This is a genomic window from Bacillus velezensis (assembly GCF_001461825.1).
Taxonomy (GTDB): Bacteria; Bacillota; Bacilli; order Bacillales; family Bacillaceae; genus Bacillus; species Bacillus velezensis.
Genome location: NZ_LLZC01000020.1, coordinates 350,506 through 375,813 on the forward strand (window position 1 = coordinate 350,506; position 25,308 = coordinate 375,813).

Consider the following 25,308-nt stretch of genomic DNA (forward strand, 5'->3'; position numbering starts at 1 on the left):
GATTTCCTCTTTCACGTTTTTCACTTCTTTTTTACAATATAAACATGAGAGAAAAAAAGGACATCATTGTTAAACGCTCTATTGCGTTTTGAAAATCAGCTCGGTATAATATGATGGTTCAAATGAAAATGATTCTCATATTCAATAAATACCGGACAATGATCATAAAAGTAGGTGAATTGATTTTTGAGCGATTCTGTCACGTCCGCAAACCGTCTGATCAGCATCTTAAAAAACGGGGTTTTCTTCCTGATCGCGGTGATCGGGCTGCTTGTATCTATTTTTTTCGCTGTCTCATTCGGCGCGAAAGACATTACTTTACATACGGTTTGGTCGGCTGTTGCTGATTATAATCCGAACATAACGGGCCAGCAGATCATTCATGAATTGCGTCTTCCGAGGGTGCTCGGGGCGGCCGTTACAGGAGCCGCTTTTGCTGCAGCCGGCGCCCTCATGCAGGGTGTCACGAGAAACCCGCTTGCCGATTCGGGTGTCTTAGGCGTAAACGCGGGCGCCATGTTTGTTGTTGCGCTCAGCTTTGCTTTTTTCCCTCATTTGTCATACGCCCTGCTGATGGTGATGTCATTTTTGGGAGCACTGGCAAGCACCGGCTTGATTTTCTTTATCAGTGCGGCGGGAAAAGGCAGCATGACACCTTTAAAGGTGACGCTTGCCGGGGCGGTCGTGGCCGCTCTTTTACATTCACTCAGTACCGGTGTGGCGATTTATTACGATTTAAGCCAGGATTTGGCCTTCTGGTACGCCGGCGGGGTGTCAGGGATCAAGTGGGCTCATTTACAAGTCCTTGTTCCCGTGATTGCGGTCTTCATCATTCTCGCGACATTCATGGGCCGGTCCGTCACCCTTCTCTCAATGGGAAATGACGTGGCGGCGAATTTAGGGGTGAACACGGCTCTGACGCGTGCCGCCGGATTAATGATCGCCGTCGTTCTTGCCGGTGTGTCTGTTTCCGCTGCGGGCGCGATCGGCTTCGTCGGGCTGGTCATTCCCCATATCGCGCGAAAGATCGTCGGCGTTACGTACAGGCTGATTATTCCGATGTCCGCGTTACTCGGCGCGATTCTATTGATTTTGGCCGACCTGGCCTCGCGCACGGTCAGTCCCCCGAGGGAATTGGCGATAGGCATTATGGTCGCACTTGTCGGTGTCCCTTTCTTTCTTTATATTGCCCGCAAGGAAGGGAGAGACTTATAAATGAAAGTACAGAAAGAAACAAAAAAAGCGGCGGCGGCAGGACTCATTCTGCTGGTCATCGCCGTTTGCATGATTCTGATCGGGCTGCATACGGGCTCATTCCGGCTTTCTCCTCTCACCGTGGGAAAAACGCTGTTCGGATACGGCACGTTTCAAAGCACAACCGTTTTATTCGATTACCGGCTTCCCCGGATTCTGGTGACGATGCTGGCCGGCATCGGTTTAGGAGTGTCGGGCGCTATTTTGCAGGGTGTATCCCGAAATCCGCTTGCCGATCCGGGCATTCTCGGACTGCATGCCGGCGCGTCCTTCGGTTTGATGATGTATATCACATTCTTTCATTCCCTGGAGGCGCAGGCGTCGATGTTCATCCCGCTGTTTACGTTTGCGGGCGGAACACTCGCCGCCCTGCTGATTGTAGTGCTTACGTACGACAGGCTGAACGGTTTTTTAACGATCCGTATGCTGTTAGTCGGGATCGCCGTTTCCGCGGGCTTCAGCGCCGTTACATTGTTTATGTCGCTGCGCCTGAATGAAGAAACTTATACATTCGCTTCCCGCTGGCTGGTGGGAAACGTCTGGGGCAGGGATTGGATTCACGTGTGGTCGCTATTGCCCTGGATCGGCATTCTCGCACCGCTTGCATGGCTGAACGCCCGCTCTTTGAATATTTTAATGCTCGGTGACCAGGCAGCCGCGGGGCTTGGCGCACACGTGCAGAGAAAAAGGATCATGCTGATCGCCATAGCGGTCGGCTTGTCCTGCGCGAGTGTGGCGATGGCCGGCGGAATCGGCTTTATCGGCTTTGCCGCCCCTCACTTGGCAAGACGGCTCGTCGGCACCATGCATCAGCATATTATTCCGATTGCGGGATTAATCGGACTTGTCATTCTTGTCGCGGCAGACACCATCGGCCGGTCTTTGTTTCAGCCGAACGCCATTCCGGCCGGCGTGGTTGCGGCAGCCATCGGCGCGCCGTATTTTCTCTATCTCGTCATGAAAATCAAATCATAAAACAAGGAGTATTCCCATGAAAAAAATAATTGCGCTCGTCAGTTTCATGTGTATTTTCTTACTGGCTGCCTGCCAATCCGATTCAACACAGCCGGAGTCAAAAAAGAAATCCGGCGATCATAAAATCGCTTCGATGTCCATTCACCTGACAAATGATCTGCTGGCTCTCGGCGTTACACCTGCCGGTTCCGTCGTGGGCGGAGAATTAAAAGATTTTCTCCCTCATGTGAAAAATCAGCTGAAAGACACGAAAAAACTCGGCCCTGCCTCAGATCCGGATATGGAAGCTTTACTTGAGCTGAACCCTGACAACATTTATCTTGATAAAGAATTTGCGGGAAAAGATGTGTCAAAATACAAGAAAATCGGAAACACACACGTTTTCGACCTTGATAAAGGCACATGGCGCGATCATTTAAAAGACATCGGAAAAATCGTCAAGCGTGAAAAAGAAGCGAAAACGTTTATTCAAGATTACGAAGATGAAACAAAACAAGTCAAATCCATGATAAATAAGGAATTAGGGAAAAACGCCAAAGTCATGGCGATCCGCGTGAATGCAAAAGAGCTTCGCGTCTTCAGCACACGCCGCCCGATGGGACCGATTCTGTTTGACGATCTGAAGCTGAAACCGGCTGACGGCATTAAAGAAATGAACACCTCCCGCCCTTATGAAGTCATTTCTCAAGAAGTGCTGCCTGATTACAACGCAGATGCGATTTTCGTCGTCGTTAACAGAGACGACAAGTCACAGCAAGCCTATAAAGAATTGCAAAAAAGCGCTGTATGGAAAGGGCTGAAGGCCGTGAAAGCAAACCACGTCTATAAAATTGCCGATCAGCCTTGGCTTGATTATTCAGCACTGGGAAATAAATTAGCAATGGATGAAGCGAAAAAAATGTTCCAAAAATAAACATGAGCCGGTTTTGCAAAAAGTGCAAGGCCGGCTTTTTTATATTGTCGTTTACTTATATAAACAACCGCTTATATAATAGTGTGAAAAAGGAGTGAGCGCATGGAACGGCGGCATCATGCTTTAAGTTCCGGAGGGATCAGCCAGTGCCTCAAGCTTCTAAGCGACCCGACGAGGCTTTTGATGCTGAAGCTTCTGGAGGATAAGGAATATTGTGTCTGCGAGCTGACGGCTATTTTTGATATAAGTCAGCCCGGCATCAGCCAGCACTTGCGGAAATTAAAGAACGCCGGCCTTGTGCGGGAAAGACGCGAGGGCCAGTGGCGGTACTATGCCATTCATCCGTCCGGTCCGGAATACGCGCTGGTTTGCTCGATTTTGCAGCAGATAGATGAAAAGGACGAAGTTTTACAGACATTGCGGCAAAAAGAAGTCACTGTTACATGCCGGTAAGGGGGATATATTCTTGGGAGTTGCGGTTTTATCAGCGCTGATTTTTGTGCTGACACTTGTGTTTGTCATATGGCAGCCGAAACATGTATCAATCGGCTGGTCTGCCTGCGGCGGAGCGGTCCTCGCTTTGATCGCCGGAGCAGTCAGCCTGCACGATATCGCGGAAGTGACGGGAATCGTCTGGAATGCGACACTTGCCTTTATCGCCATTATTATCATTTCATTGATTCTTGACAGCATCGGTTTTTTTGAGTGGGCCGCGCTGCATATGGCCATGGCGGCCAAAGGCAGCGGGCTGCGGATGTTTCTCTATGTGTCGGTCTTAGGGGCTGTTGTCTCCGCCCTGTTTGCCAATGACGGAGCGGCGCTCATTTTGACGCCGATCGTACTGGCGATGGTGCGGGCTTTGAATTTACCTGAAAAGCTGGTTTTTCCGTTTATTATCGCCGGAGGATTCATCGCCGACACCACCTCTCTTCCGCTCGTTGTAAGCAATTTGGTCAATATTGTATCCGCGGATTACTTTCATATCGGGTACATTGAATATGCATCACGCATGCTGGTGCCCAACCTTTTTTCTCTGGCAGCAAGCATTTTGGTGCTGTATCTCTATTTCAGAAAAAACATTCCGAAACGGTATGACACCGGTCTTGTGAAACATCCGGCATCCGCGATTAAGGATGAACGCCTTTTCCGGTTATCGTGGGCTGTGCTGGCCGTTTTATTGATCGGATATTTCGTCAGCGAACTGCTGTCGATACCCGTTTCCTTCGTTGCCGGCTCCATCGCGGTCATTTTTCTCATTCTGGCGCAGCGAAGCCCCGCCGTCCCTGCGAAACAAGTCATCAAGGACGCCCCGTGGGCCATCGTGTTTTTTTCTGTCGGCATGTATGTTGTCGTGTACGGCTTGCGAAATGCCGGACTGACGGATCTTCTTTCTCAGCTTATTCAGAGAGCGGCGGATCACGGATTGTTTGCGGGCACACTCGGGATGGGGTTTATCGCTGCGATCCTGTCCTCCGTTATGAATAACCTGCCGACGGTGATGATTGACGCCATAGCCATCAGCGGAACGGACACTCACGGGCTGATGAGAGAAGCATTGATTTACGCGAATGTTATCGGTTCGGACCTTGGGCCGAAAATCACGCCGATCGGATCGCTGGCGACATTGTTATGGCTCCACGTGCTGAGCCGGAAAAACGTGAAAATTTCCTGGGGAATGTATTTCAAGACAGGTCTGATATTAACCATTCCGACGTTATTCATCACCCTGATCGGACTTTATTTATGGCTGTTATGGCTCGCTTGAGATGAAAAACCTTTTAAGTTGAATCTTAAAAGGTTTTTTTGTGTCAAAAATCCGAAAAGTAAAACTTTTATATTTTAAAAGTATAGACATTTAAATTCAAAAGATTATAATATTCATGAAAACGTTTTAACTTTATGAAAGAAGGGATTCTCATGAAAAGAATTTTATTAGCCTGCAGCTCAGGCATGTCCACCAGCCTTCTTGTTACGAAAATGCAGAATTACGCCCGCTCCATCGGTGAGGAAGCCGAGATTTGGGCAGTCGGACAGGATAAAGCAAAAGAAGCGATGAAAGATGCAGACGTCGTACTGATCGGCCCGCAGATGAGTTTTTTAAAAGGTGAGCTTCAGAAAGAGGCGGACCCGCTTCACATCACCGTTGATGTGATTGACATGATGGCTTACGGCATGGGAGACGGCAAAAAAGCATACGAACAGGCCGTTGCCTTGATTGAGAACAAATAAAGGAGGCGATAAGCATGGAAACGTACACGGATGAACAGATCAGTTTTCAGCTGATTCTTCACAGCGGTAATGCCCGCAGCTGTATTATTCAATCGATACGCGCTTATAAAGACGGCCGGCCAGATGAGTCAGACACCTTTCTGACAAAGGCTGAAGAAGAACTGGGGAAAGCGCACGACATCCATTTTCAGATGATTCAAAAAGAAGCCGGCGGCGCCAAGACGGATGTCTCCCTGCTTTTTATGCATGCTGAAGACCACTTAATGTCAGCGCTCTCAATGAAAGAGCTGGTTAAAGAAATGCTCGACTTATTTCAATCAAAGAATTTATAAAAAGCCGGGGGTGAAGACGTGTTTGAGAAAATCAGCCAATTCCTTGTTCCGATCGCGGGCAAATTAAACAATAACCGCTACTTGCAAGTCTTACGGGATGCTTTTATGCTGGCGTTTCCGCTGACCATTTTCGGTTCGGTGTTCGTCGTGCTGACGAACCTGCCGTTTTTAAACAAAATCATGAGCAGCTCCGCACTGTCTGTCTTTCAATCCGGATTTGGCGGCGCTTCGACGGCGACGATGGGGATTATGTCCATTTTTGTCGTCTTCGGGATCGGCTATTACCTTTCCAAAAGCTACGAAGTGGAGGCCGTATTCGGCGGAGCGATCGCATTGGTTTCTTTTCTGCTGCTCACCCCGTTCGTCTTAGAGCCGGAAACGGGCAAAGCGGTCGCAGGCGTCATTCCGGTTGACCGGCTTGGAGCAAAAGGAATGTTTCTCGGCATGATAACCGCGTTTTTGTCAGGTGAAATCTACAGAAGAATCGTCCAGAGAAACTTAACGATTAAGATGCCTGCCGGTGTTCCTCCGGCTGTTGCTAAATCGTTCGCCGCATTGATTCCGGCTTTTATCACGCTTACCGTCTTCCTCTTGATCAATGCGGCTGTCACCCAGATCTTTCACACCAATCTGCATGATGTCATTTATCATACGGTTCAAGCCCCGCTTGTCGGACTTGGAAGCGGCATCATTCCTACATTAATCGCTGTTTTCTTTATTCAGATTTTATGGTTTTTCGGACTTCACGGACAAATCATTATCAATTCCGTGATGGACCCGATTTGGAATACATTACAGGTCGAAAATTTGGCTGCGTATACAGCGGGAAAAGAGATTCCCCATATTATTTCTAAGCCGTTTATGGAGATTTACACCGTCGGAATGGGCGGAACCGGAATGACATTGGCCATAGTGATCGCCATCTTGCTTTTTATGAAAAGCAAACAGATGAAACAGATATCCAAACTCGGTCTCGCGCCGGGCATTTTCAACGTCAATGAGCCGGTTATTTTCGGTTTGCCGATTGTGATGAACCCGATCATTATCATTCCGTGGGTCATCGCACCGATGGTTGTCACACTTGTCACCTACCTGGCCATGTCGGCGGGGATCGTGCCCCCTCCTACCGGCGTGACCGTGCCTTGGACCGTCCCCCTATTCATTAACGGGATTATGGCGACCAATTCCGTCATGGGCGGCATTATGCAGCTGGTCAACCTCTGTATTGTGTTTGTCATCTGGTTCCCGTTTCTTAAAGCGCTGGACAAATTAAACATGGCAAAGGAAAAAGAAGCTGAGACCGAGCAGCATGCCCGGGATGACAGCATGAGTATGTAATCAAAATCGCAGTAAGGGAGAGAAATCAATTGACTGAATCAAATATTCAATATCGTTTTCCGGAAGGATTCTGGTGGGGGTCTTCCGCCTCCGCCACCCAAACAGAAGGCGCCGCTGACAGAGACGGAAAAAGCCAAAACATATGGGATTACTGGTATGAAAAAGAGCCGAGCCGTTTTTTTAACGGCGTCGGCCCCGGCGACACGTCACGTTTTTACGATCAATATAAGGAGGATATCCGGCTGATGAAAGAAATCGGCCACAACTCCTTCCGGCTGTCTATTTCCTGGTCAAGATTGATTCCGGACGGAACTGGCGAGGTCAATCAGAAAGCGGTCGCGTTTTATCAGGACGTCATCGATGAAATGCTTGCCCATCACATTGAGCCGTTTGTCAATTTGTTTCACTTTGACATGCCGCTCGCCCTTCAGCGTAAGGGGGGCTGGGTCAGCCGGAACACCGTTGACGCGTTTGAACATTACACCAAAACATGCTTTTCGCTATTCGGTGACAAGGTGAAAAAATGGTTCACTCACAACGAGCCGATTGTGCCGATTGAAGGCGGCTACTTATACGACTTTCACTACCCGAATCACGTTAATTTTCAAGAAGCGGTGCAGGCCGGCTTCCATACCCTGCTGTCGAATGCAAGGGCTGTCAAAGCCTACAGAGAATTGAAACAGGACGGACAAATCGGAATCATTCTGAATCTGACGCCTTCTTATCCGAGAAGCTCACATCCTGAAGATCTGAAAGCGTCCCGGATTGCCGACGCCTTTTTCAACCGCTCATTTTTAGATCCCGCCGTAAAGGGCGAATTTCCTGAGGAGCTTGTCGAGATTCTCAAGGCGGAAGGCTTTCTGCCGCATTATGAGAAAGAAGATCTCCGCCTCATTCAGGAGCATACGGTTGACCTCTTAGGCGTGAACTACTACCAGCCGAGGCGCGTCAAGGCAAAAGAACATGTTCCGAATCCGCATGCCCCTTTCCTGCCCGAGCGTTTCTTCGATCCGTATGTCATGCCCGGCCGGAAAATGAACCCTCACCGCGGGTGGGAAATTTACGAAAAAGGAATCTACGACATTCTCACAAATCTCAGAGAACATTACGGAAATATCGAGTGTTTTATTTCTGAGAACGGCATGGGAGTAGAAGGCGAGGAACGCTTCCGCGATGAAAACGGCATCATTCAGGATGATTACAGGATTGAATTTATCCAGGAACATCTGAAATGGGTGCATCGGGCCATCGGAGAAGGTTCAAATGTAAAAGGCTATCACCTGTGGACTTTCATGGACAACTGGTCTTGGACAAACGCTTATAAAAACCGCTACGGCTTTGTATCTGTCAATCTGGAAAACGGGGGCGAACGGACTGTCAAAAAAAGCGGCCGCTGGTTCAAATCCGTTTCCGATCAAAACGGATTTTAACAGATGAGGAGGGACGGCCATGCTTGGAGGTATTGAAGCCGGCGGCACGAAATTTGTCTGTGCCGCCGGACAAAGAGACGGCACCATTCTGGACAGAGCAGAGTTTCCGACGGGAGAACCGGATGACACACTCAGACAGGTGATCCGTTACTTTAAAGATTTCCCGATAGAAGCCATCGGCATCGGGTCGTTCGGACCGATTGATATCCGTCCCGACAGTCAAACATACGGGTGCATCACCGCGACGCCGAAGACAGCCTGGCGGAAATGCCCTATTCTTCAAACGATCAAAAGCGCTCTTGATATTCCCGCAGGCTTCACCACCAACGTTAATGCGGCGGCGCTCGGAGAAGCTTCTTTCGGCGCGGCCAAAAACGCGGACAGCTGCCTCTATTTGACAGTCGGCACAGGCATCGGCGCGGGCGCCATTATGAACGGAAGATTTGTTCAAGGGCTGTCTCATCCTGAAATGGGTCACATTTACGTCAGAAGACATCCGGACGACGGCTACAAAGGCAATTGCCCTTACCATACAGATTGCCTGGAAGGCCTCGCGGCAGGCCCCGCCATTGAGAAACGCTGGGGGAAAAAAGCAGTTCTGCTCACGGATCAGCAGGAAGTGTGGGAGCTTGAGGGCTATTATATTGCCGAAGCGCTTGTGCAGTATATTCTCATACTTTCGCCGGAAAAGATCATCCTCGGCGGGGGCGTCATGAAGCAGCATCAGCTGTTCTCTTCTATCCGTCAGCACGTGAAAAAACGGCTGAATCAATATATTGATCTGCCCGACATTGAAAACCGCATCGTCCCCCCTCAATTAGGCATTCACTCCGGCGCGGCCGGTTCGCTCGTATTGGCGGAGCGCGCATTAAAGGCGGCAAACCGGGAGGCGGAAAAATGACGAAACTCTTATTTTTGGAACCGGTTTTTAAAGAAAGATTATGGGGCGGGACGAAGCTGCGCGATACATTCGGGTATGAGTTTCCTTCTGAGCGGACGGGAGAGTGCTGGGCGATTTCAGCTCATCCGCACGGCACATCCATCGTGCGGAACGGGCCTTTTTCCGGAACATCATTACACCGTCTCTGGAATGAACACCCTGACCTGTTCGGACATCCGAAAGAAGAAGCCTTTCCCCTGCTCACAAAAATTCTCGACGCAAATATGGACTTATCCGTACAGGTTCATCCGGATGACGCATATGCACATCGGCATGAAAACGGAGAACTCGGAAAAACGGAATGCTGGTACGTGTTGGACTGCAAAAAAGAGGCGGAGCTCATTTTAGGGCACCGCGCCCAAACGAGAGAAGACTTCGTTCGGCTCATTGAACGAAACGAGTGGGATCACCTGCTCCGCCGCATCCCCATTAAGCCCGGCGACTTTTTCTATGTCCCGAGCGGCACACTGCACGCTTTATGTGAAGGTACGCTCGTTCTTGAAATCCAGCAAAGCTCTGATGCCACCTACCGGCTTTACGACTATGACCGGACGGATGGGAACGGGAATAAACGCGAGCTTCATCTTCAGAAAGCAATTGACGTAACAAGTATTCCGCATACCGATGAAAATGTAAAAAGCACAAAGCATCGGATCGGAAATGCTCTTATTACGATACTCGCCGAAACACCTTTCTTTTCAGTTTATCAATGGGATGTGAGCGGGAAAGCATCATTCCCCGCACCCGGCCGGTATTTACTCGCAAGCGTAATTAAAGGACGCGGAGAACTGGATGGATGCCCCATTCACAAAGGCGATCACTTTATCGTGCCGGCGGATTCCGGAGATTTTGTTATAGAAGGAGATTGTGAGGTTATCGTTTCACATCCTTCATCATCCTAAAAATCAGGAGGTCTTTTATATGCTCAAAAAGTTAGCAGTCTGCCTGTCTATCGTTTTATTACTCTTAGGAGCCGCCAGTCCGATATCGGCTCACACCGTTTATCCCGTCAACCCAAATGCCCAGCAGACGACAAAAGATATCATGAACTGGCTGGCGCACCTGCCCAACCGTTCAGAAAACAGGGTCATGTCCGGTGCGTTCGGCGGGTACAGCGATGTCACTTTTTCAATGACAGAGGAAAACCGCTTGAAAAACGCGACGGGACAGTCTCCCGCCATCTACGGCTGTGACTATGGGAGAGGATGGCTGGAAACAGCGGATATCACCGATACTATCGATTACAGCTGCAACAGCAGCTTGATCTCATACTGGAAAAGCGGCGGCCTCCCTCAGGTCAGCCTGCATCTCGCAAATCCGGCTTTTCCATCCGGAAACTATAAAACGGCCATCTCAAACAGCCAGTACAAAAACATCCTGGACCCTTCAACTGTTGAAGGAAAACGGCTTGAGGCGCTGCTCAGCAAAATCGCCGACGGCCTTACTCAGCTGAAAAATCAAGGCGTCACCGTTCTGTTCAGGCCGCTTCACGAAATGAACGGCGAGTGGTTCTGGTGGGGGCTGACAGGCTACAACCAAAAAGACACGGAAAGAATCTCGCTGTACAAAGAGCTTTACAAGAAGATATACCGCTATATGACAGAGACAAGAGGATTGGATAACCTTTTGTGGGTGTATTCGCCGGATGCCAACAGAGACTTTAAAACAGACTTCTACCCAGGCTCATCTTATGTGGATATTACCGGTCTGGACGCTTACTTCACTGATCCGTATGCGATATCAGGCTATGATGAAATGCTGTCTCTGCAAAAACCGTTTGCCTTTGCCGAAACCGGTCCGTCCGGCAATATCGGAAGCTTTGATTATGCTGCATTTATCAATGCGATCAGGCAAAAATACCCCGAGACCACGTACTTTTTGACATGGGATGAACAATTAAGTCCGGCGGCCAATCAAGGCGCGCAAAGCCTTTATCAAAACAGCTGGACACTGAACAAGGGCGAAATATGGAACGGCGGATCTTTGACGCCGATCGCGGAATAACCGCTTCTTTTGAAAATCAGTTTTAAAAAACGGCTCTGCTGGGCATATTGTTACCGTTCAAAAAGGAGGGTTCAACAATGGAAAATAACAAAAACAGCGAAGAAACGCTTTCCAGTAAGACGACCGGTAAAGGCGAGTCAGAAGACACGCTGACAAACCGGCAGGGCCATCCGGTCACTGACAACCAGAATGTCAGGACAGTCGGCAATAGAGGACCGACGACATTGGAGAATTATGATTTTTTGGAGAAAATCAGCCACTTTGACCGCGAACGGATTCCCGAGCGCGTCGTTCACGCGCGCGGCGCCGGCGCACACGGATACTTTGAGGCGTACGGAAGTTTTGGAGACGAGGAGATTTCTAAATACACAAGAGCGAAAGTGTTTCAAAAGAAAGGAACGAAAACTCCGGCGTTTGTGCGGTTTTCTACCGTCAACCACGGAAAGCATTCCCCGGAAACATTGCGTGATCCCCGGGGTTTTGCCGTTAAGCTTTATACCGAAGACGGCAACTGGGATCTGGTCGGCAACAACTTGAAAATCTTTTTTATCCGTGATCCGCTGAAGTTCCCGGATCTTGTGCACGCATTTCAGCCTGATCCCGTTACGAACATTCAGGACGGCGAGCGTATTTTCGACTTCATTTCCCAATCACCCGAAGCGACTCATATGATCACTTTCTTGTTTTCGCCGTGGGGCATCCCGGCCAACTACCGGCAAATGCAGGGCTCAGGCGTACATGCCTACAAATGGGTCAATGAAGAAGGAAAAGCCGTGCTCGTCAAATATCACTTTGAACCGAAACAGGGCATCCGCAACCTGACACAGAAGGAAGCGGAAGAGATTCAGGGGAAAAACTTTAACCATGCGACACAGGATTTGTATGAAGCGATTGAAAAAGGCGATTACCCTGAATGGGAAGTGTATGCGCAAATCATGACTGATGACGAACACCCCGAGCTGGATTTTGATCCGCTTGATCCGACCAAGCTGTGGTATAAAGACGATTTTCCTTGGAAGCCGATCGGTAAATTGGTTCTGAACAAAAACCCGGAAAACTACCATGCCGAGGTGGAACAGGCCTCATTCGGAACGGGCGTGCTTGTGGACGGCCTTGATTTTTCAGATGACAAATTACTTCAGGGGCGGACATTCGCCTATTCAGATACCCAGCGGTACCGGGTCGGTGCAAATTACCTGCAGCTTCCGATCAACTCGCCGAAAAAGCATGTCGCCACCAACCAGGAAGGCGGGCAAATGCAGTATCGGGTCGATCGGGCAGAAGGACAAAACCCGCACGTCAACTATGAGCCGTCCATTATGGGAGGACTCAACGAAGCAAAGCAGGATGGGAAAGACCATACACCTCATGTCGAAGGCGATGTGAAGCGGGAAGCGATCGACCGGTCGAATCATTTCGGCCAAGCCGGAGAAACATACCGCAGATTTTCGGAATTTGAACGGAACGAATTGATCACAAACTTGGTCAATACGCTTTCTTCCTGCCGGAAAGACATTCAGGATCAAATGATTGAGAATTTCACAAAAGCTGATCCGGACTACGGAAAACGTGTTGCGGAAGGGCTGAAAAAGGTTTCCGAAAACAACAGCAACGGGCCGATCGGCACTACTGATACGGAACAGGCTGCAAAGCAGGCTGAACAGGAAAGCCATCCGTCTGATCCGTATTAAGTAAAAAAACAGGACAATCGCGTCCTGTTTTTTTTTTGGGCTAATTCAGCTCCTGTATATTCTGCTCCGCCGCGGCCGCAAATACTTTCGGCTCCGGACGTTCAAGATCTTCATGGAATAAACTTACTTTGTGAATCTGCCGGTTGTCGTACAGATGAAAGTAGTAGTTACCGCTGTCACAGCACATGACCGACGTATACTGCGTATAATCAATTTCATTCTCCTCTGTGATCACCGCGCCTTTTGGAATATTCACATTGGACAGCACGTGAAAAGCGGCTGTAACGCCATCCGTTTCATGAGCGGCAGGCTCTAAATGCTCTTTCAGATAAGCAGCTCTGATGAATCGGGATGGCGGCGTGTAATCACCGGGAAGCCCGATCGTTCCAGATCCTTGGCCGAAAGCGGTTAATGTCATTCCGCCCAATGTTTTGCTTTCTGACTGCTGCGGCCTGATTCCGATATAATGGCGCAGATTGGTCACATGCCAAGGAAATTCCGGACTGTTGGTCATCACTCCGGGTTTGTTGTCATATACTTTCATTCCCTCCGGTGTCGGCTCGATGACAATGCAGCCGCCCGTGCGGTCTGATAAAATCCAATGAAGAGGCAGCACCGTATCCAATAACATTAACTTCTTCTCTACAATCGTCAGCATTGAGAGCTTTTCCTTTATGTCTTCAAGAGATTCACAGTTTGATAAGGCCCAGGTGACAAACTCATGAGGAGCGATGTGACAGGTGCCCTCCCGTTCCGCTTTCTCGTATCCCGCAAAGCCCGGAAAATACAGCGTCGCACACGACAGCCCTTTTTCATTTACGCCGTCGGCAAACAGAACATTGCCGAGATTTCTCCCCATGCCGATAAATGCGTATTTCGTCTTATGCATCCTGCCGTCAGCTTCGCTTTTCCAGCTGTACTGACGAGGGTAAAGCACGACGTCCGTACCGAGCTGAAATGCAAAATCCATCGTTCGCGCCAATAGGTGATTACCGTCTGTCGTTTTCAATGTAAGACTTGTACACATATCATCCATCCCCTTTTCATTAATGAAATTTACACAAAGTAAACTATTCTTTCAGCTTAACGAATAATGGCTCCATTCGTCAAAAGATTGACACATTTCTCCTTAATACATATTAGTCCGTAAGCATATCCATGCCTTTTAAACCCTGGCAAATCGCTTTGGCGGCAGTGTTTGTTCCGTTTTCCAAAAAAACTTTTGAACGGCTGTCAGCGAGGCTTTACAATGTTTTTCCTGCATGCTGGAATTTGTAAACGGCAGGTCAATCTGTTAAGCTATGTTTTTATGTTAAAGAAGAACATACGGAGGAGATTATCTATTGAAAGTAGAAAGGCGAACGATTGAACATATTCCGCATGACGAAAGACACGGAAAGGCTAAAGATTTATTCCCCGTCTGGTTCGGGGCTAATATGCATATTACGACGTTAGTCACAGGCACACTGCCCGTTACAATGGGACTCGATCTCTTTTGGAGTATCGCCGCCATTATTATCGGGACCTTTATCGGCGCAATCTTTATGGCGTCTCATTCCGCACAAGGACCTCAGCTCGGAATTCCGCAAATGATTCAAAGCCGCGCGCAGTTCGGCGTGATCGGAGCGATTCTGCCCCTCTTTTTGGTCATGTTTATCTACCTGGGCTTCTTTGCGAGCAGTACGATTCTCGCAGCCGGTACATTGAGCAGCTTTGTACCGATTCCGGCTTCATGGTGTATTATCGGCTTAAGCGCCATCTGTTTTTTACTCACGATCTACGGTCATGATCTGATTCACAAAATGCAGAAAATCCTCTCTTGGACCTCCTTTGCCGTTTTTTTTGCTGCAACGATTCTTATTTTTCAACTGCCGATTCCTTCAGGAAGCTGGGTGCCCGGCTCATTAGATCTGCCTGTTTTTCTAGTGGCGGTCAGCGCGGTGGCCACATGGCAGCTGGCATATGCGCCATATGTCGCAGATTATTCCCGTTATCTGCCGGTCAAAACACCGGCATCGCATACCTTTTGGTACAGCTACGCAGGTACGTCAGTCAGTTCCATCTGGATGATGCTTCTCGGCGCCATTTTGACGACGGCGCTCCCGGAATTTACCGCTAATGCGGGAAATGAGATTGTCCGATTGTTCGGTCCGTTTTCCTTTATTATGCTGATCATCGTCCTGTTCGGACAAATGGCGATCAACGTCTTTAATTTATACGGAGCCTTTATGTCAACCACGACTACTTTGGAGCCGTTTTTAAAACTGAAGGTGACGCCGAAAACGCGAGTGGTAATGATCCTTTGTGTGACGGCAGCGGGTACTGTATTAAGTCTCTTGGGCCAAAGCAATTTCATGGAACTGTTTTTAAATTTCATCTTTTTCATCAGTTATTTCTTAATTCCATGGACGGCGATCAACCTCGTGGATTACTATTTTATCCGACGCGGAAAATACCACGTCAAATCGATGTTTGACGTCAACGGGCAATACGGCAGGGTCAATTGGATTACAGCGGCCGCCTTCGTTTTGTCGATTATATTAGAAATCCCGTTCATCAATACATCCTTTTACATCGGGCCGCTCGCTGAAATATTCGGCGGAGGCGACATTGCCTGGGTCATCGGCCTGGCCGTTCCGTCGCTGCTGTATTATGTCCTGATGAAATCAAGGGTAAAACAAAAAGAGGCGCCTTCCCTATGAAGACGCCTTTTCTTTATTCATATTCCTTCCATACACGCGGCAGCAGTTCAGAAAGTTCGTGCGCCAATAAGGTATGGGCGGAGCGCTCTTTCGTCCATAATTCCGCACATTCGCCGTGAAGGCGGACGGCGTTCAATACGGCATGTTTCGGGTCTTGATGACAGCACAGCATGCCGAGAATCATTCCCGTCAGCGTGTCGCCGGTCCCGCCTTTTGCAAGCGCGCCGTTTCCGGTTGTATTCCTGCGGCATTCCCCGTCGGGAAAAGCGATAATGGTTTCGTTTCCTTTCAGGACAATCGTGGCATGAAGCCGCTCCGCCCATTCCGCGGCATATCCCGCTCTGTTCTGCTGAATCTCTTGAATCGAAAGGCCTGTCATTCTGGAAAATTCGCCGGGATGAGGCGTCAAGATCACGGGGGCTTTCCTCTTTGGATAGGTTCTTTTCGTAATGGCGCCCGCGTCCAGTATGACGGGATAATCGGCAGAAAGCAGCTGATCAGCCGCCTGCTGCACTTCGTCTGTTTGAGGAAGGCCCGGCCCGATGGCAGCGGCCCGGATGGTTTCCCCGGGCTGGCCCGCCGCGGCTTTTTTCCAGCCGTCCCGCCAGTACGTCGCTTCCGGCAGCACCGGGACGATAAGCGGAATGACGCCTGCCGATGTACCGATGACAAGCTTGCCGACACCGCTTCTCATCGCGCCCAATCCGGCCAGAAGGGCGGCTCCCGGCATGTCATCGCTCCCGGCCAGCAGTAACGCCGTCCCGAACGTTCCTTTATGGCTGTCTGCCTCCCGTTGCGGCAGCGTATCTTTCACATCCTGTTCCGTCCAATCCATTATATTCATCTCTGTACCTCCTCTTCTGTCTCCTATTTATATTCCAAACAAGAAGAGATTTTAAACCGCACAAAAAAAACAGCCGCTCGTTTGCGGCTGTTTATGTTCTGATCGGAACATCAAGACGGTAAAGCTTCCGGTACCGTTCGTTTTCTGCAAGCAGCTCTTGATGGGTTCCTTCCATTTCTGCTTTTCCATTTTCTAAAAAGACGATTTTATCAGCTGTTTCCACACCCGCTAAATGGTGTGTAATCCAGAGGATCGTTTTCTCTTTAAAGACATCAAAAATCGTATCAAGCAATTCGCGTTCAGTGACCGCATCAAGGCCGACCGTCGGTTCATCAAGGATAATGACCGGCGTGTCTTGGAGCAGAATACGGGCAAGCGCGATCCGCTGCCGTTCCCCGCCTGAGAAACGAATCCCCGTCTCCTGCACGGACGTTTCATATCCGTCAGGCAGTGATTCAATATAATCATGCAGCTTCACTTGCCGCGCCGCACGCTTAACATCTTCATCACTCGCCTTGCCGTTTCCGAGCCGGATATTGTTCATAATGCTCGTGTTAAAGAGATGAGGTTTCTGATTCAAAACGGCCACCGCTGAGGAAATCTGCTCCTGCACGGCCGCAGTTTCCAGCCCGTTCAGCATCACTTTGCCCGAATCGGGAACTAAGGCGCCTTCAATTAAAGCGAGAGAGGTCGACTTACCGGAACCGCTCCTGCCGAGCAGCGCCATTTTTTCACCTTGGCGGAGAGTGAAGGAAAAACGGTCAAGCACATGACTGTGCTGATCATAAGAAAACGTCACGTTATCAAATGTAAGTGTCACATCAGATACATCCAGTTTCTCATCTGTCTGCTTCACCTCACGACTTCGCAGCTCCGGAGCCGCCTTACTCATTCTTTTGATGGAATCCTGATAAGAAGGCACTTCCGTCAGCGCATCCGAAAGGGGCAGAAACGCCTCCGTCAATGGAAATACGACAAGCACAAAGGCCGCGATCATCGTGTTGGCGATGCTGCCGTCCGCATACTGACCCGCCGTCCAGAACAGCATGATCAATATGAAGCCGCCGACAAGACATTGCGCGGCGAGATCACGCCATCTTGTAAACCGCTGACGTTTGCTTTCAAGGTCAAACCATGCCTTCTCTTTCTCTTCATAAGAGGAAATAAAGGCCGCCTGGCGTCCCGAAAACATCCAGTCGCTCACGCCGAGCACGGCATCTGTCAGCCGGCTGTAGAGCATATTCCGGCCGCTTTTCAGCCTCATGTTTTTCGCTCTCGTCACAAGAAGCGACACAACCGGAAACAATACAACCAATATAAACAGGTAAATCGCCGCAAAAGCGGCAAACGGCCAGGAAAAAAAGCCGAGTCCGATAACGGAGGCCGCATACAGCAGCAAAGCGGAAACCGCCGGGAAAATCGTTTTTAAAAACGCATCCTGCAAATGCTCAATATCCTCAGCCAAAATGCCGAGCATGTCGCCCGTCCGAAAACGGGATGAAAGCATGAGCGAGGCCGGCTCCAGCATATTGTAAAGCCGCACCCTCATGTCGGACACGATTTTCAAAATGATATGGTGCCCCGTCAGACGCTCGGCGTACCGTGAGACTGAACGGGCAATCCCGAAGGTGCGCACGGCCACAATCGGAACGTACACCAGCAGGATATTCTCAGGCCTTGTCGCCGACTTAGAGATTAAAAAACCGGAAGTGAACATGAGAAAGGCCGCCGAAAAAATCGTCACCGCGCCTAAAAAAATCACAAGAACAAACAAACGGGCATTTTGCTTTATATACGGCAGAATCCATTCTTCTTTTCTCATGTTCTTTCCCCCAGTTGCGCCTTTACAAGTTTGGCGTATACGCCTTGTTTCGCCATCAATTCGTCGTGGGTGCCGATTTCCGCCACCGCGCCGTCATCAAGCACGATAATTTCGTCCATCTCAAGCATCCAGTGAAGACGGTGAGTGGCCAGAAAAACAAGTTTGTTTTCAAACAGGTCTTTCATCGTTTCTTTTATTTCATATTCTGTTTCAATATCAAGGTGAGCGGTCGGCTCATCCAAAAGGAGAATCGGCCGGTTTCCTAAAAAGGCTCTGGCCAGCGCGACACGCTGAGCCTGCCCTCCGCTGAGCGCCCGTCCGCCCTCGCCGATCCGGCCGTCAAGGCCGCCGGGCAGATCACGGATCAGTCCGGAAAGACCCGCTGAATCAGCGGCGCGCGCCGTTTCCTCACGGGAAGCATCAGGATGATAAAACCGGATATTATTCAAAAGCGTGTCATCAAAAATGTACGGATGCTGCGGAATATAGAGCAGCTGCTTCTGCCAGCCGTCCGACTGCAGATGCGAGCGGGATTCACCGTTTACCTTGATCTCACCGGACGCAGGCTCTAAAAAGCCGCCCAGCACATCAATGAGTGTCGATTTTCCCGAACCGCTTTCCCCGATAATTCCGATTTTCTTCTTCCCTTTAAAGGACAGATGAAATTCAGACATCGATTCTCGGACGGACAAACGCGTAAGCTGTAATTCATCCCCGTCAGTCCACGTATCAAGTTCGAGCGGCTTTTCTTCTTTAAAACCGGGCTGCGCCAAAATCGCTTGAATGGTTTTCCCCGCCTCCTGCCCGTTTAACGTCGCGTGGTAATCATTTCCCACTTCGCGGACCGGGAGAAAATATTCAGGCGCGAGAATGAGCGCGGTCAATGCCGGCCCGAGCAGAATTTGTCCGTCTATCAGCCGCAAGCCGAGAAACACCGCCACTGTCGCCACCGACAGCATCGTAAAGAAATCCAGGGCGAATGATGATAAAAACGCGACCCGGAGCGTGCTCATCGTCGCCTTACGGTATCTCTCACTGACATGAAAGATGTTTTTACTGTGTGATTTGCTTAATCCTAAAAACCGCAATGTCTCCAGTCCGCGGAGCGAATCCACGAAATGATTGGAAAGCGTCTGATAGGACTTCCATTGGCGATCGGCTTTTTTCTGTGCGACAAGTCCGAGCAGAATCATAAATACAATCAAAATCGGAAGCGCAAGAATCAGAATCAATGCCGATGTTTTATCCTGAAAAAACACGTAAATAACAACGGCCGCCGGCACAATCGCCATGCTGACCATTTTCGGCAGAAACAGCTCTAAATAACGGCGGAACTGGCTGATGCCTTCCATCGCCAGCGTCACCATCCGGCCCGTCCCCTCTTTTTTCGCAAAGCGGGGGCCGAGACGGAACAATTGCTCAAGAAATCTTTTTCTTAAGTCTGCGCCGGTTTGTGCGGCATATTGGTACACGATTTTCTGCCGGACCGTTGTCACCGCATGCCGGACCAAAAACGCAAGCAGGAAAAAGCCGATAACCGGATAAAGAGAAGCAATCCGCTTCCCGTTAAATAATCCGGTTACCGCCTGGCTCAGCCATTCCGCCTGCAAGATGATGGCGGCCGTTTGTATAATCGTTAATCCCGTAATGATCGCAAGAATCCGCTTCATTCCTTTATAAAGAAACAGGTCTTTTCCCATTAATAAGTCATAGGCTCCTTATGGCTGACGCGTTTCCGGAAGACATAATAGCTCCAGATCTGACTGCCGATAACAAACGGCAGCAGAGTCAGTGCGACAATTGTCATGACCTTAAGTGAATAATCACCGGAAGACGCGTTAGCTACTGTTAAGTCATACGCGCTTTTCAGCGAGCTGACCATGACGCGCGGGAACAGAGAGATAAAAATCATCGCAACTGTCAAAGCAAGACCCGCGCCGGTCATACCGAATGCCCAGCCGTCTTTTTTCTTGCTCATGAACACAACGGCAAGAACGTTGCAGATGACAATCAGCACGAATACCGGAATCGTGATGTTTGCCCGGCGTGTAAACATATCCGTATCGTATGCAGACATCGCAAAGAAAGCAAGTACAACAAGAAAGATAACACCGATTACGCGTTTCGCCATTTTTCTCGCACGCTCTTGTAAATCACCGATCGTGCGCAGGGTGATAAACATTAAACCGTGCAGGAATGAAAGAAGGGTGACGGCTGCTCCGCCGAGAACGGAATACACGTTCACAATATCTGAAAAACCTGCGTGAATGTTCATATGTCCGTCAATCGGCACACCGCGGAACAAGCTTGTGAAAATAAGTCCGAATACAAATGGCGGGATAAGGCTGCCGAAGAAAATCACCCAGTCCCATGTTTTGACCCATTTCAGATTATTCACTTGGCCGCGGAATTCAAATGCCACGCCGCGCCCCATCAAGGCAAGAAGAATGATGATAAACGGAATGTAATATCCGCTCAGCATCGTCGCATACCAGTTCGGGAATGCCGCGAAGATCGCTCCCGTACCTGTGATAAGCCACACCTCATTCGCATCCCAGAACGGGCCGATGGTGTTAACCAGCACTCTGCGTTCTAATTCATTATGGCCAAGAAATCGGGTCGAAATGCCGACACCGAAATCAAAACCCTCTAAAAAGAAAAATCCGACAAACAAAACTGAAACGAGTATAAACCAAAGATCATGAAGTGACCCCATGGTAGACCTCCTGACTGAACGGATCCGTTGATACAGGAACATCCTTATGATCATCATGGTCCGCACCTTTTTTAATTTCACGAACGAATAGGAAAACAAGCAGAGCGCCTAAAATCAAGTACATGACGCCGAAGCTGATAATTGAAAACAGCAGAGATCCCGTCGTTACGTTAGGAGAAACGGATTGTGCGGTCGTCAATTGTCCCATGACCGTCCACGGCTGGCGGCCGATTTCAGTCATAATCCAACCGGCAGAGTTCGCAATGAATGGGAATGCGATCAGTGCGATCATGCCCCGTAAATACCACTTGCTCGTATGAAGCTTTTTGCGGCGGTTCAGAATAAAGCCGGCAATCGCGGCAAAAATCATAAGCGCGCCCGCGCCCGCCATAATGCGGAAACTCCAGAACGTCGTTTTAACAGGCGGGATATAGTCGCCTTTTCCGTACGTTTTTTCGTATTCTTTTTGAAGTGTTTTCATCCCTTTCACACTGCCGCTGAACTTCTGGTAAGCCAAGTAGCTGAGTGCGTAAGGAATTGAAATTTCTGATGTGTTTTTTTCTTTATTCGTATCAATATTCGCAAAAGCCGTCCACGCGGCAGGATCACCGCTGTCATCCCAAAGCGCTTCACTGGCAGCCATTTTCATCGGCTGCGATTCCATTAAATGCTCAGCCTGCATATGTCCGCTGAACGCAACGCCGATACCGGCGATCAGACCGACAATCATCGAAAGCTTGAAAGATTTATGGAAGAAAGGCACTTCTTTTTTCTTCAATAATTTAAATGCGCTGACACCGGCGATAAAGAAAGCACCCGTCGCAAGCGCCCCGAAAATGACGTGAGGGAATTCAACCCAAAGCTGAGGGTTTGTCAAAAGCGCCCCGAAATCATTCATTTCCGCGCGGCCGTTTTTAATCGCAAAGCCGACCGGCTCCTGCATGAATGAGTTCGCCGTCAAAATCCAGAAAGATGACATAATCGTTCCGAAGGACACAAGCCAAATGCAAAGCAAATGCACTTTTTTAGATAAACGGTCCCAGCCGAAAATCCATAATCCGATAAAAATAGACTCCATAAAAAACGCCAAAAGCGCTTCAACCGCAAGCGGAGCTCCAAATACGTCTCCGACAAAACGGGAATAATCAGACCAGTTCAGACCGAACTGGAATTCCTGAAGAATCCCTGTGACGACGCCGACAGCAAAGTTAATTAAAAAGAGATGCCCCCAAAATTTAGCCATTTTGAGATAGGTCTCTTGTTTTTTGACAACATAAAGCGTCTCCATCAAAGCAACCATAAACACAAGCCCGATAGACAAAGGCACAAACAAGAAGTGAAACAATGTTGTAGATGCAAATTGAATGCGGGCTAATACCAACTCACTCATGATGTTTTTCCTCCAATCTGGTAAATTGCTCAACATTTCACAAACATAACGAGATCATTGCTCGGTATTTCACAAAAAATGATATATTTGCTCAATGTTTCACAAATTCGTCAAAACTATTGAAATATCAGCCTGTACACCCTGGGGGACAGCGGCTGTCATAGAAATGATTCAATATCATTACTTTACAACGATTCAGCCTAAAAAAAAAGATCAATATACCTAAAATAAGGCTGAAATTGTGACCGATTATTGTCGGATTTGTAGAGATTTTATGTCAGCGCCTAGGATATTTGTCCCTTTGATATCGTACCTCTTTTTTATTCGTGTGGCGAACAAAATGCTTTTCTCGGCGAAAAAGCCCGCCAAATCGCCATTTTGAGAAAGAAAATGTGAAGAAAGCATGTCCTCTAGTAAATTCATAATATATGAACAATTTAAATTTTTTAGTATACTTTAAATGGGGATATTTTTTCACTACATAACGACTGGGGGAACAAGCATGGGAGAACTTCAACCAAAATTGCAAACGGATTCAATCCAAAAACAGGAACGGACTGATAACTGGTTTGCCAGAGCAATGAATATAAGAATCGGCATTATTCCTCTTCCTATCTATATCCTGCTTTTCTTGCTTATTACGGTGTTTGTCATGAGCCGTGATGTAAAAAGCGACATTCTGACATCAATTGCCGTCATGAGTTTTTTCGGATTTACCTTCGGCCAGATCGGAAAATCCATTCCGATCGTGCGGTCCATCGGCGGCCCTGCGATTCTCGCAACCTTTATTCCATCCGCTGTCGTCTACTACCACCTGCTTCCGAAAGACATTATTACTTCAACAACAGAATTCACGGAAAGCTCCAACTTTCTCTATCTATTTATTGCCGGTATCGTCGTCGGCAGTATTCTCGGAATGAAAAGAGAGACGCTCGTCAAAGCTTTCGTCAAGATTTTTATTCCGCTGATCGCCGGCTCGATCGCGGCCGCCATCGTCGGCTTATGCGTCGGGACGCTGCTCGGGCTCGGCTTTCAGCACACGCTGCTTTATATTGTCGTTCCGATTATGGCGGGGGGTGTCGGTGAAGGCGCGATTCCTTTATCCATCGGCTACTCCGATATTATGCCGATGTCCCAGGGAGACGCCTTTGCGCTTGTGCTGCCGTCCATCATGCTCGGCAGCCTGTGCGCCATTATGTTATCGGGTTTGCTGAATGTCATCGGGAAACGCAAACCGAAATGGACGGGCAACGGGAAGGTTGATAAGTCTGATCATTCCGCTCCCGCATTGGAACAGCCGGCCAATGATAAAACATTTGATTTGTCCTTTTTCGCTTCGGGCGGTATTTTAGCGGTTTCCCTCTATTTGGTCGGCATGCTGGCGCATGATTTCTTTCAGCTTCCGGCTCCTGTCGTGATGCTCGTCCTTGCCGTTCTCATTAAGCTGTTCAGGCTGGCGCCGGCTTCGATTGAAAACGGAGCCTTCGGCGTCTCGCGCTTTTTCTCGACAGCCGTGACCTATCCGCTCTTATTTGCGATCGGCGTTTCAATGACACCGTGGGACAAGCTGATTGCGGCGTTTACGATCAGCAACATCATTACCATTTTATCAATCGTCGTCACGATGATGGCCGTCGGTTTTCTGACCGGAAAATGGCTGAATCTGTACCCGATTGAGACGGCGATTATTAATGCCTGCCATTCCGGCCAGGGCGGCACCGGAGACGTCGCGATCTTGAGCGCCGCTGAACGGCTTGAGCTTATGCCGTTCGCCCAAGTGTCGACCAGAATCGGCGGAGCGATTACCGTGAGTGTCACCCTTCTGCTGCTTCATCAATTCTATTAAACTGAAAAAAGCCTCCGCATGATGCGGAGGCTCTGTTATTTCATCACATTTTGAATATAAGAGCCGAATGCCGCGCCGGACATGCCCGGCGACACACGGACGCGGTGAAGCCCGTAAAGCCCCTGATCTCTTGACGCCGCTCCCGGCTCCGTCGTGACCGCCATACGGTAGCCTGTCGCGGCGGCGGCTTTTAATGTTTCCTTGTTATATCGTCCGACAGGGTAGCTGATCATAGACGTCCGCTGTCCGAACATTTGATCAAATAAACGCTTAGAGTCCTTCATTTCACGTCGCTGCTGCTGCGGTGTGAGCCCGTTCAATTCGAGATGGTTCATCGTATGGCTCTGAATGGAAATGCCGTGGGCGGCCATCTCCTTCATCTGCTTCTCAGTCAGATGATTCTTATGCCCGATAAAGTTTCCGATCATAAAGATTGTCGCTTTCATCTTGTATTTCTTTAAAATGGGATAGGCCGCTTTCACATTGTCGGTATAGCCGTCATCAAATGTGATCAGAACACATTTTTCACGCGGCTCCTTATCCTCCGTCAGCATCAGATAGGCCTCTTCAGGAGTCATCGTATAATAGCCGTGATCATGAAGCCACTTCATATGCTGCCGGAATTCTTCCTTCGGCACACGCAGGCTGTTTCCCTCAGAAATGCTGTGGTACATCAGAATCGGCAGTCTTGCCGTTCCTTTCGTTTGAACCCAGGCGGACGTATCCGGCTCTTTTTTGATTTGGCGCTTTACAGACTTTTTATCGTGGTGCGCTTCTGCCTTCGGAATGCTTTGTTCGGCGCTTGCCTCATGGCCCGAGCAGGCGGCAAGCGTAAACACGGCAGCCAAAAGGCACATGCACATGATCATGCGTTTCATCGTT

Annotated in this window: 22 protein-coding genes; 15 read left to right on the plus strand and 7 right to left on the minus strand. The window is 49.1% G+C overall.

Features of this window, described 5'->3' with window-relative positions; all coding sequences use genetic code 11:
* Positions 1-216 precede the first annotated feature (216 nt).
* The 13 genes from AR442_RS16860 to katX all read left to right on the plus strand — a co-directional run bounded on the left by AR442_RS16860 (position 217) and on the right by katX (position 13,106).
* Positions 217-1,215, plus strand: coding sequence for a FecCD family ABC transporter permease (locus tag AR442_RS16860; protein WP_042635747.1), 999 nt, complete (start codon positions 217-219; stop codon positions 1,213-1,215).
* Complete coding sequence (locus AR442_RS16865) at positions 1,216-2,229, plus strand: FecCD family ABC transporter permease (protein ID WP_021494727.1); 1,014 nt, start codon at positions 1,216-1,218, stop codon at positions 2,227-2,229.
* A gap of 16 nt (positions 2,230-2,245) precedes the next feature.
* The gene (locus AR442_RS16870) at positions 2,246-3,142 is read left to right on the plus strand and encodes an ABC transporter substrate-binding protein (RefSeq protein ID WP_014419218.1); all 897 of its coding nucleotides are present in this window, start codon (positions 2,246-2,248) and stop codon (positions 3,140-3,142) included.
* Between the two features lie 102 nt (positions 3,143-3,244).
* Positions 3,245-3,595: an ArsR/SmtB family transcription factor gene (locus AR442_RS16875; protein WP_014419219.1), complete on the plus strand. Its 351-nt coding sequence runs from the start codon at positions 3,245-3,247 to the stop codon at positions 3,593-3,595.
* Between the two features lie 13 nt (positions 3,596-3,608).
* Complete coding sequence (locus tag AR442_RS16880) at positions 3,609-4,907, plus strand: arsenical efflux pump membrane protein ArsB (protein WP_053285318.1); 1,299 nt, start codon at positions 3,609-3,611, stop codon at positions 4,905-4,907.
* Between the two features lie 152 nt (positions 4,908-5,059).
* Positions 5,060-5,371, plus strand: coding sequence for a PTS sugar transporter subunit IIB (locus AR442_RS16885; RefSeq protein WP_007614670.1), 312 nt, complete (start codon positions 5,060-5,062; stop codon positions 5,369-5,371).
* 14 nt (positions 5,372-5,385) lie between these two features.
* On the plus strand, positions 5,386-5,703 hold the full coding sequence (locus AR442_RS16890; RefSeq protein ID WP_003150849.1) for a PTS lactose/cellobiose transporter subunit IIA: 318 nt from the start codon (positions 5,386-5,388) through the stop codon (positions 5,701-5,703).
* Between the two features lie 18 nt (positions 5,704-5,721).
* Positions 5,722-7,041, plus strand: coding sequence for a PTS cellobiose transporter subunit IIC (gene celB / locus AR442_RS16895; protein WP_046560145.1), 1,320 nt, complete (start codon positions 5,722-5,724; stop codon positions 7,039-7,041).
* Between the two features lie 29 nt (positions 7,042-7,070).
* A complete protein-coding gene (locus AR442_RS16900) occupies positions 7,071-8,471 on the plus strand; it encodes a glycoside hydrolase family 1 protein (RefSeq protein ID WP_053285317.1) in 1,401 nt (466 codons plus the stop codon).
* A gap of 19 nt (positions 8,472-8,490) precedes the next feature.
* Positions 8,491-9,372: an ROK family protein gene (locus tag AR442_RS16905; RefSeq protein ID WP_053285316.1), complete on the plus strand. Its 882-nt coding sequence runs from the start codon at positions 8,491-8,493 to the stop codon at positions 9,370-9,372.
* A complete protein-coding gene (manA, locus tag AR442_RS16910) occupies positions 9,369-10,313 on the plus strand; it encodes a mannose-6-phosphate isomerase, class I (protein ID WP_053285315.1) in 945 nt (314 codons plus the stop codon). The genes AR442_RS16905 and manA overlap by 4 nt, the downstream gene beginning before the upstream one ends.
* A gap of 19 nt (positions 10,314-10,332) precedes the next feature.
* Complete coding sequence (locus AR442_RS16915) at positions 10,333-11,415, plus strand: glycosyl hydrolase (protein ID WP_053285314.1); 1,083 nt, start codon at positions 10,333-10,335, stop codon at positions 11,413-11,415.
* Positions 11,416-11,492: 77 nt separating this feature from the next.
* Positions 11,493-13,106 (plus strand): catalase KatX, encoded by a 1,614-nt coding sequence (katX, locus tag AR442_RS16920; protein ID WP_014419227.1) that lies wholly within the window; start codon positions 11,493-11,495, stop codon positions 13,104-13,106.
* A 40-nt stretch (positions 13,107-13,146) separates the two neighbouring features.
* Here katX and AR442_RS16925 read toward each other — a convergent pair whose 3' ends face one another.
* Positions 13,147-14,133 carry a choloylglycine hydrolase family protein gene (locus AR442_RS16925; protein ID WP_014419228.1) on the minus strand — a complete coding sequence of 329 codons (987 nt, stop codon included), beginning with the start codon at positions 14,131-14,133 and terminating at the stop codon, positions 13,147-13,149.
* Between the two features lie 316 nt (positions 14,134-14,449).
* Here AR442_RS16925 and AR442_RS16930 point away from each other — a divergent pair, with 316 nt between their 5' ends.
* Complete coding sequence (locus AR442_RS16930; RefSeq protein ID WP_014419229.1) at positions 14,450-15,808, plus strand: purine-cytosine permease family protein; 1,359 nt, start codon at positions 14,450-14,452, stop codon at positions 15,806-15,808.
* 13 nt (positions 15,809-15,821) lie between these two features.
* On the opposite strand, the gene AR442_RS16935 is transcribed toward AR442_RS16930, so the two are convergent.
* The 5 genes from AR442_RS16935 to AR442_RS16955 form a co-directional block, all read right to left on the minus strand.
* On the minus strand, positions 15,822-16,652 hold the full coding sequence (locus AR442_RS16935; protein WP_053285313.1) for an NAD(P)H-hydrate dehydratase: 831 nt from the start codon (positions 16,650-16,652) through the stop codon (positions 15,822-15,824).
* A 91-nt stretch (positions 16,653-16,743) separates the two neighbouring features.
* Positions 16,744-18,474, minus strand: a complete 1,731-nt coding sequence (gene cydC / locus AR442_RS16940; RefSeq protein ID WP_053285312.1) for a thiol reductant ABC exporter subunit CydC — start codon at positions 18,472-18,474, stop codon at positions 16,744-16,746.
* Entirely contained in the window at positions 18,471-20,174 is a 1,704-nt protein-coding gene (cydD, locus tag AR442_RS16945) for a thiol reductant ABC exporter subunit CydD (RefSeq protein WP_053285311.1), read from the minus strand. The genes cydC and cydD overlap by 4 nt, the downstream gene beginning before the upstream one ends.
* On the minus strand, positions 20,174-21,190 hold the full coding sequence (gene cydB, locus AR442_RS16950; protein ID WP_014722010.1) for a cytochrome d ubiquinol oxidase subunit II: 1,017 nt from the start codon (positions 21,188-21,190) through the stop codon (positions 20,174-20,176). Before cydB ends, cydD begins: the two co-directional genes overlap by 1 nt.
* On the minus strand, positions 21,174-22,580 hold the full coding sequence (locus AR442_RS16955; RefSeq protein ID WP_007614697.1) for a cytochrome ubiquinol oxidase subunit I: 1,407 nt from the start codon (positions 22,578-22,580) through the stop codon (positions 21,174-21,176). The genes cydB and AR442_RS16955 overlap by 17 nt, the downstream gene beginning before the upstream one ends.
* A 502-nt stretch (positions 22,581-23,082) precedes the next feature.
* Here AR442_RS16955 and cimH point away from each other — a divergent pair.
* A complete protein-coding gene (gene cimH / locus AR442_RS16960; RefSeq protein WP_053285310.1) occupies positions 23,083-24,426 on the plus strand; it encodes a citrate/malate transporter CimH in 1,344 nt (447 codons plus the stop codon).
* A 35-nt stretch (positions 24,427-24,461) separates the two neighbouring features.
* On the opposite strand, the gene AR442_RS16965 is transcribed toward cimH, so the two are convergent.
* Positions 24,462-25,304, minus strand: a complete 843-nt coding sequence (locus AR442_RS16965; RefSeq protein ID WP_053285309.1) for a polysaccharide deacetylase family protein — start codon at positions 25,302-25,304, stop codon at positions 24,462-24,464.
* Positions 25,305-25,308 lie beyond the last annotated feature (4 nt).

Excerpts from the sequence above, each read along its gene's own strand:
- AR442_RS16955 (WP_007614697.1), bottom strand. The coding sequence starts at position 22,580 with ATGAGTGAGTTGGTATTAGCCCGCATTCAATTTGCATCTACAACATTG.
- cydD (WP_053285311.1), bottom strand. The coding sequence starts at position 20,174 with ATGGGAAAAGACCTGTTTCTTTATAAAGGAATGAAGCGGATTCTTGCG.
- AR442_RS16875 (WP_014419219.1), top strand. The coding sequence starts at position 3,245 with ATGGAACGGCGGCATCATGCTTTAAGTTCCGGAGGGATCAGCCAGTGC.
- AR442_RS16885 (WP_007614670.1), top strand. The coding sequence starts at position 5,060 with ATGAAAAGAATTTTATTAGCCTGCAGCTCAGGCATGTCCACCAGCCTT.
- cydC (WP_053285312.1), bottom strand. The coding sequence starts at position 18,474 with ATGAGAAAAGAAGAATGGATTCTGCCGTATATAAAGCAAAATGCCCGT.
- cimH (WP_053285310.1), top strand. The coding sequence starts at position 23,083 with ATGGGAGAACTTCAACCAAAATTGCAAACGGATTCAATCCAAAAACAG.
- manA (WP_053285315.1), top strand. The coding sequence starts at position 9,369 with ATGACGAAACTCTTATTTTTGGAACCGGTTTTTAAAGAAAGATTATGG.
- AR442_RS16890 (WP_003150849.1), top strand. The coding sequence starts at position 5,386 with ATGGAAACGTACACGGATGAACAGATCAGTTTTCAGCTGATTCTTCAC.
- AR442_RS16925 (WP_014419228.1), bottom strand. The coding sequence starts at position 14,133 with ATGTGTACAAGTCTTACATTGAAAACGACAGACGGTAATCACCTATTG.
- AR442_RS16905 (WP_053285316.1), top strand. The coding sequence starts at position 8,491 with ATGCTTGGAGGTATTGAAGCCGGCGGCACGAAATTTGTCTGTGCCGCC.
- AR442_RS16965 (WP_053285309.1), bottom strand. The coding sequence starts at position 25,304 with ATGAAACGCATGATCATGTGCATGTGCCTTTTGGCTGCCGTGTTTACG.
- AR442_RS16915 (WP_053285314.1), top strand. The coding sequence starts at position 10,333 with ATGCTCAAAAAGTTAGCAGTCTGCCTGTCTATCGTTTTATTACTCTTA.
- AR442_RS16865 (WP_021494727.1), top strand. The coding sequence starts at position 1,216 with ATGAAAGTACAGAAAGAAACAAAAAAAGCGGCGGCGGCAGGACTCATT.
- AR442_RS16935 (WP_053285313.1), bottom strand. The coding sequence starts at position 16,652 with ATGAATATAATGGATTGGACGGAACAGGATGTGAAAGATACGCTGCCG.
- cydB (WP_014722010.1), bottom strand. The coding sequence starts at position 21,190 with ATGGGGTCACTTCATGATCTTTGGTTTATACTCGTTTCAGTTTTGTTT.
- AR442_RS16870 (WP_014419218.1), top strand. The coding sequence starts at position 2,246 with ATGAAAAAAATAATTGCGCTCGTCAGTTTCATGTGTATTTTCTTACTG.
- katX (WP_014419227.1), top strand. The coding sequence starts at position 11,493 with ATGGAAAATAACAAAAACAGCGAAGAAACGCTTTCCAGTAAGACGACC.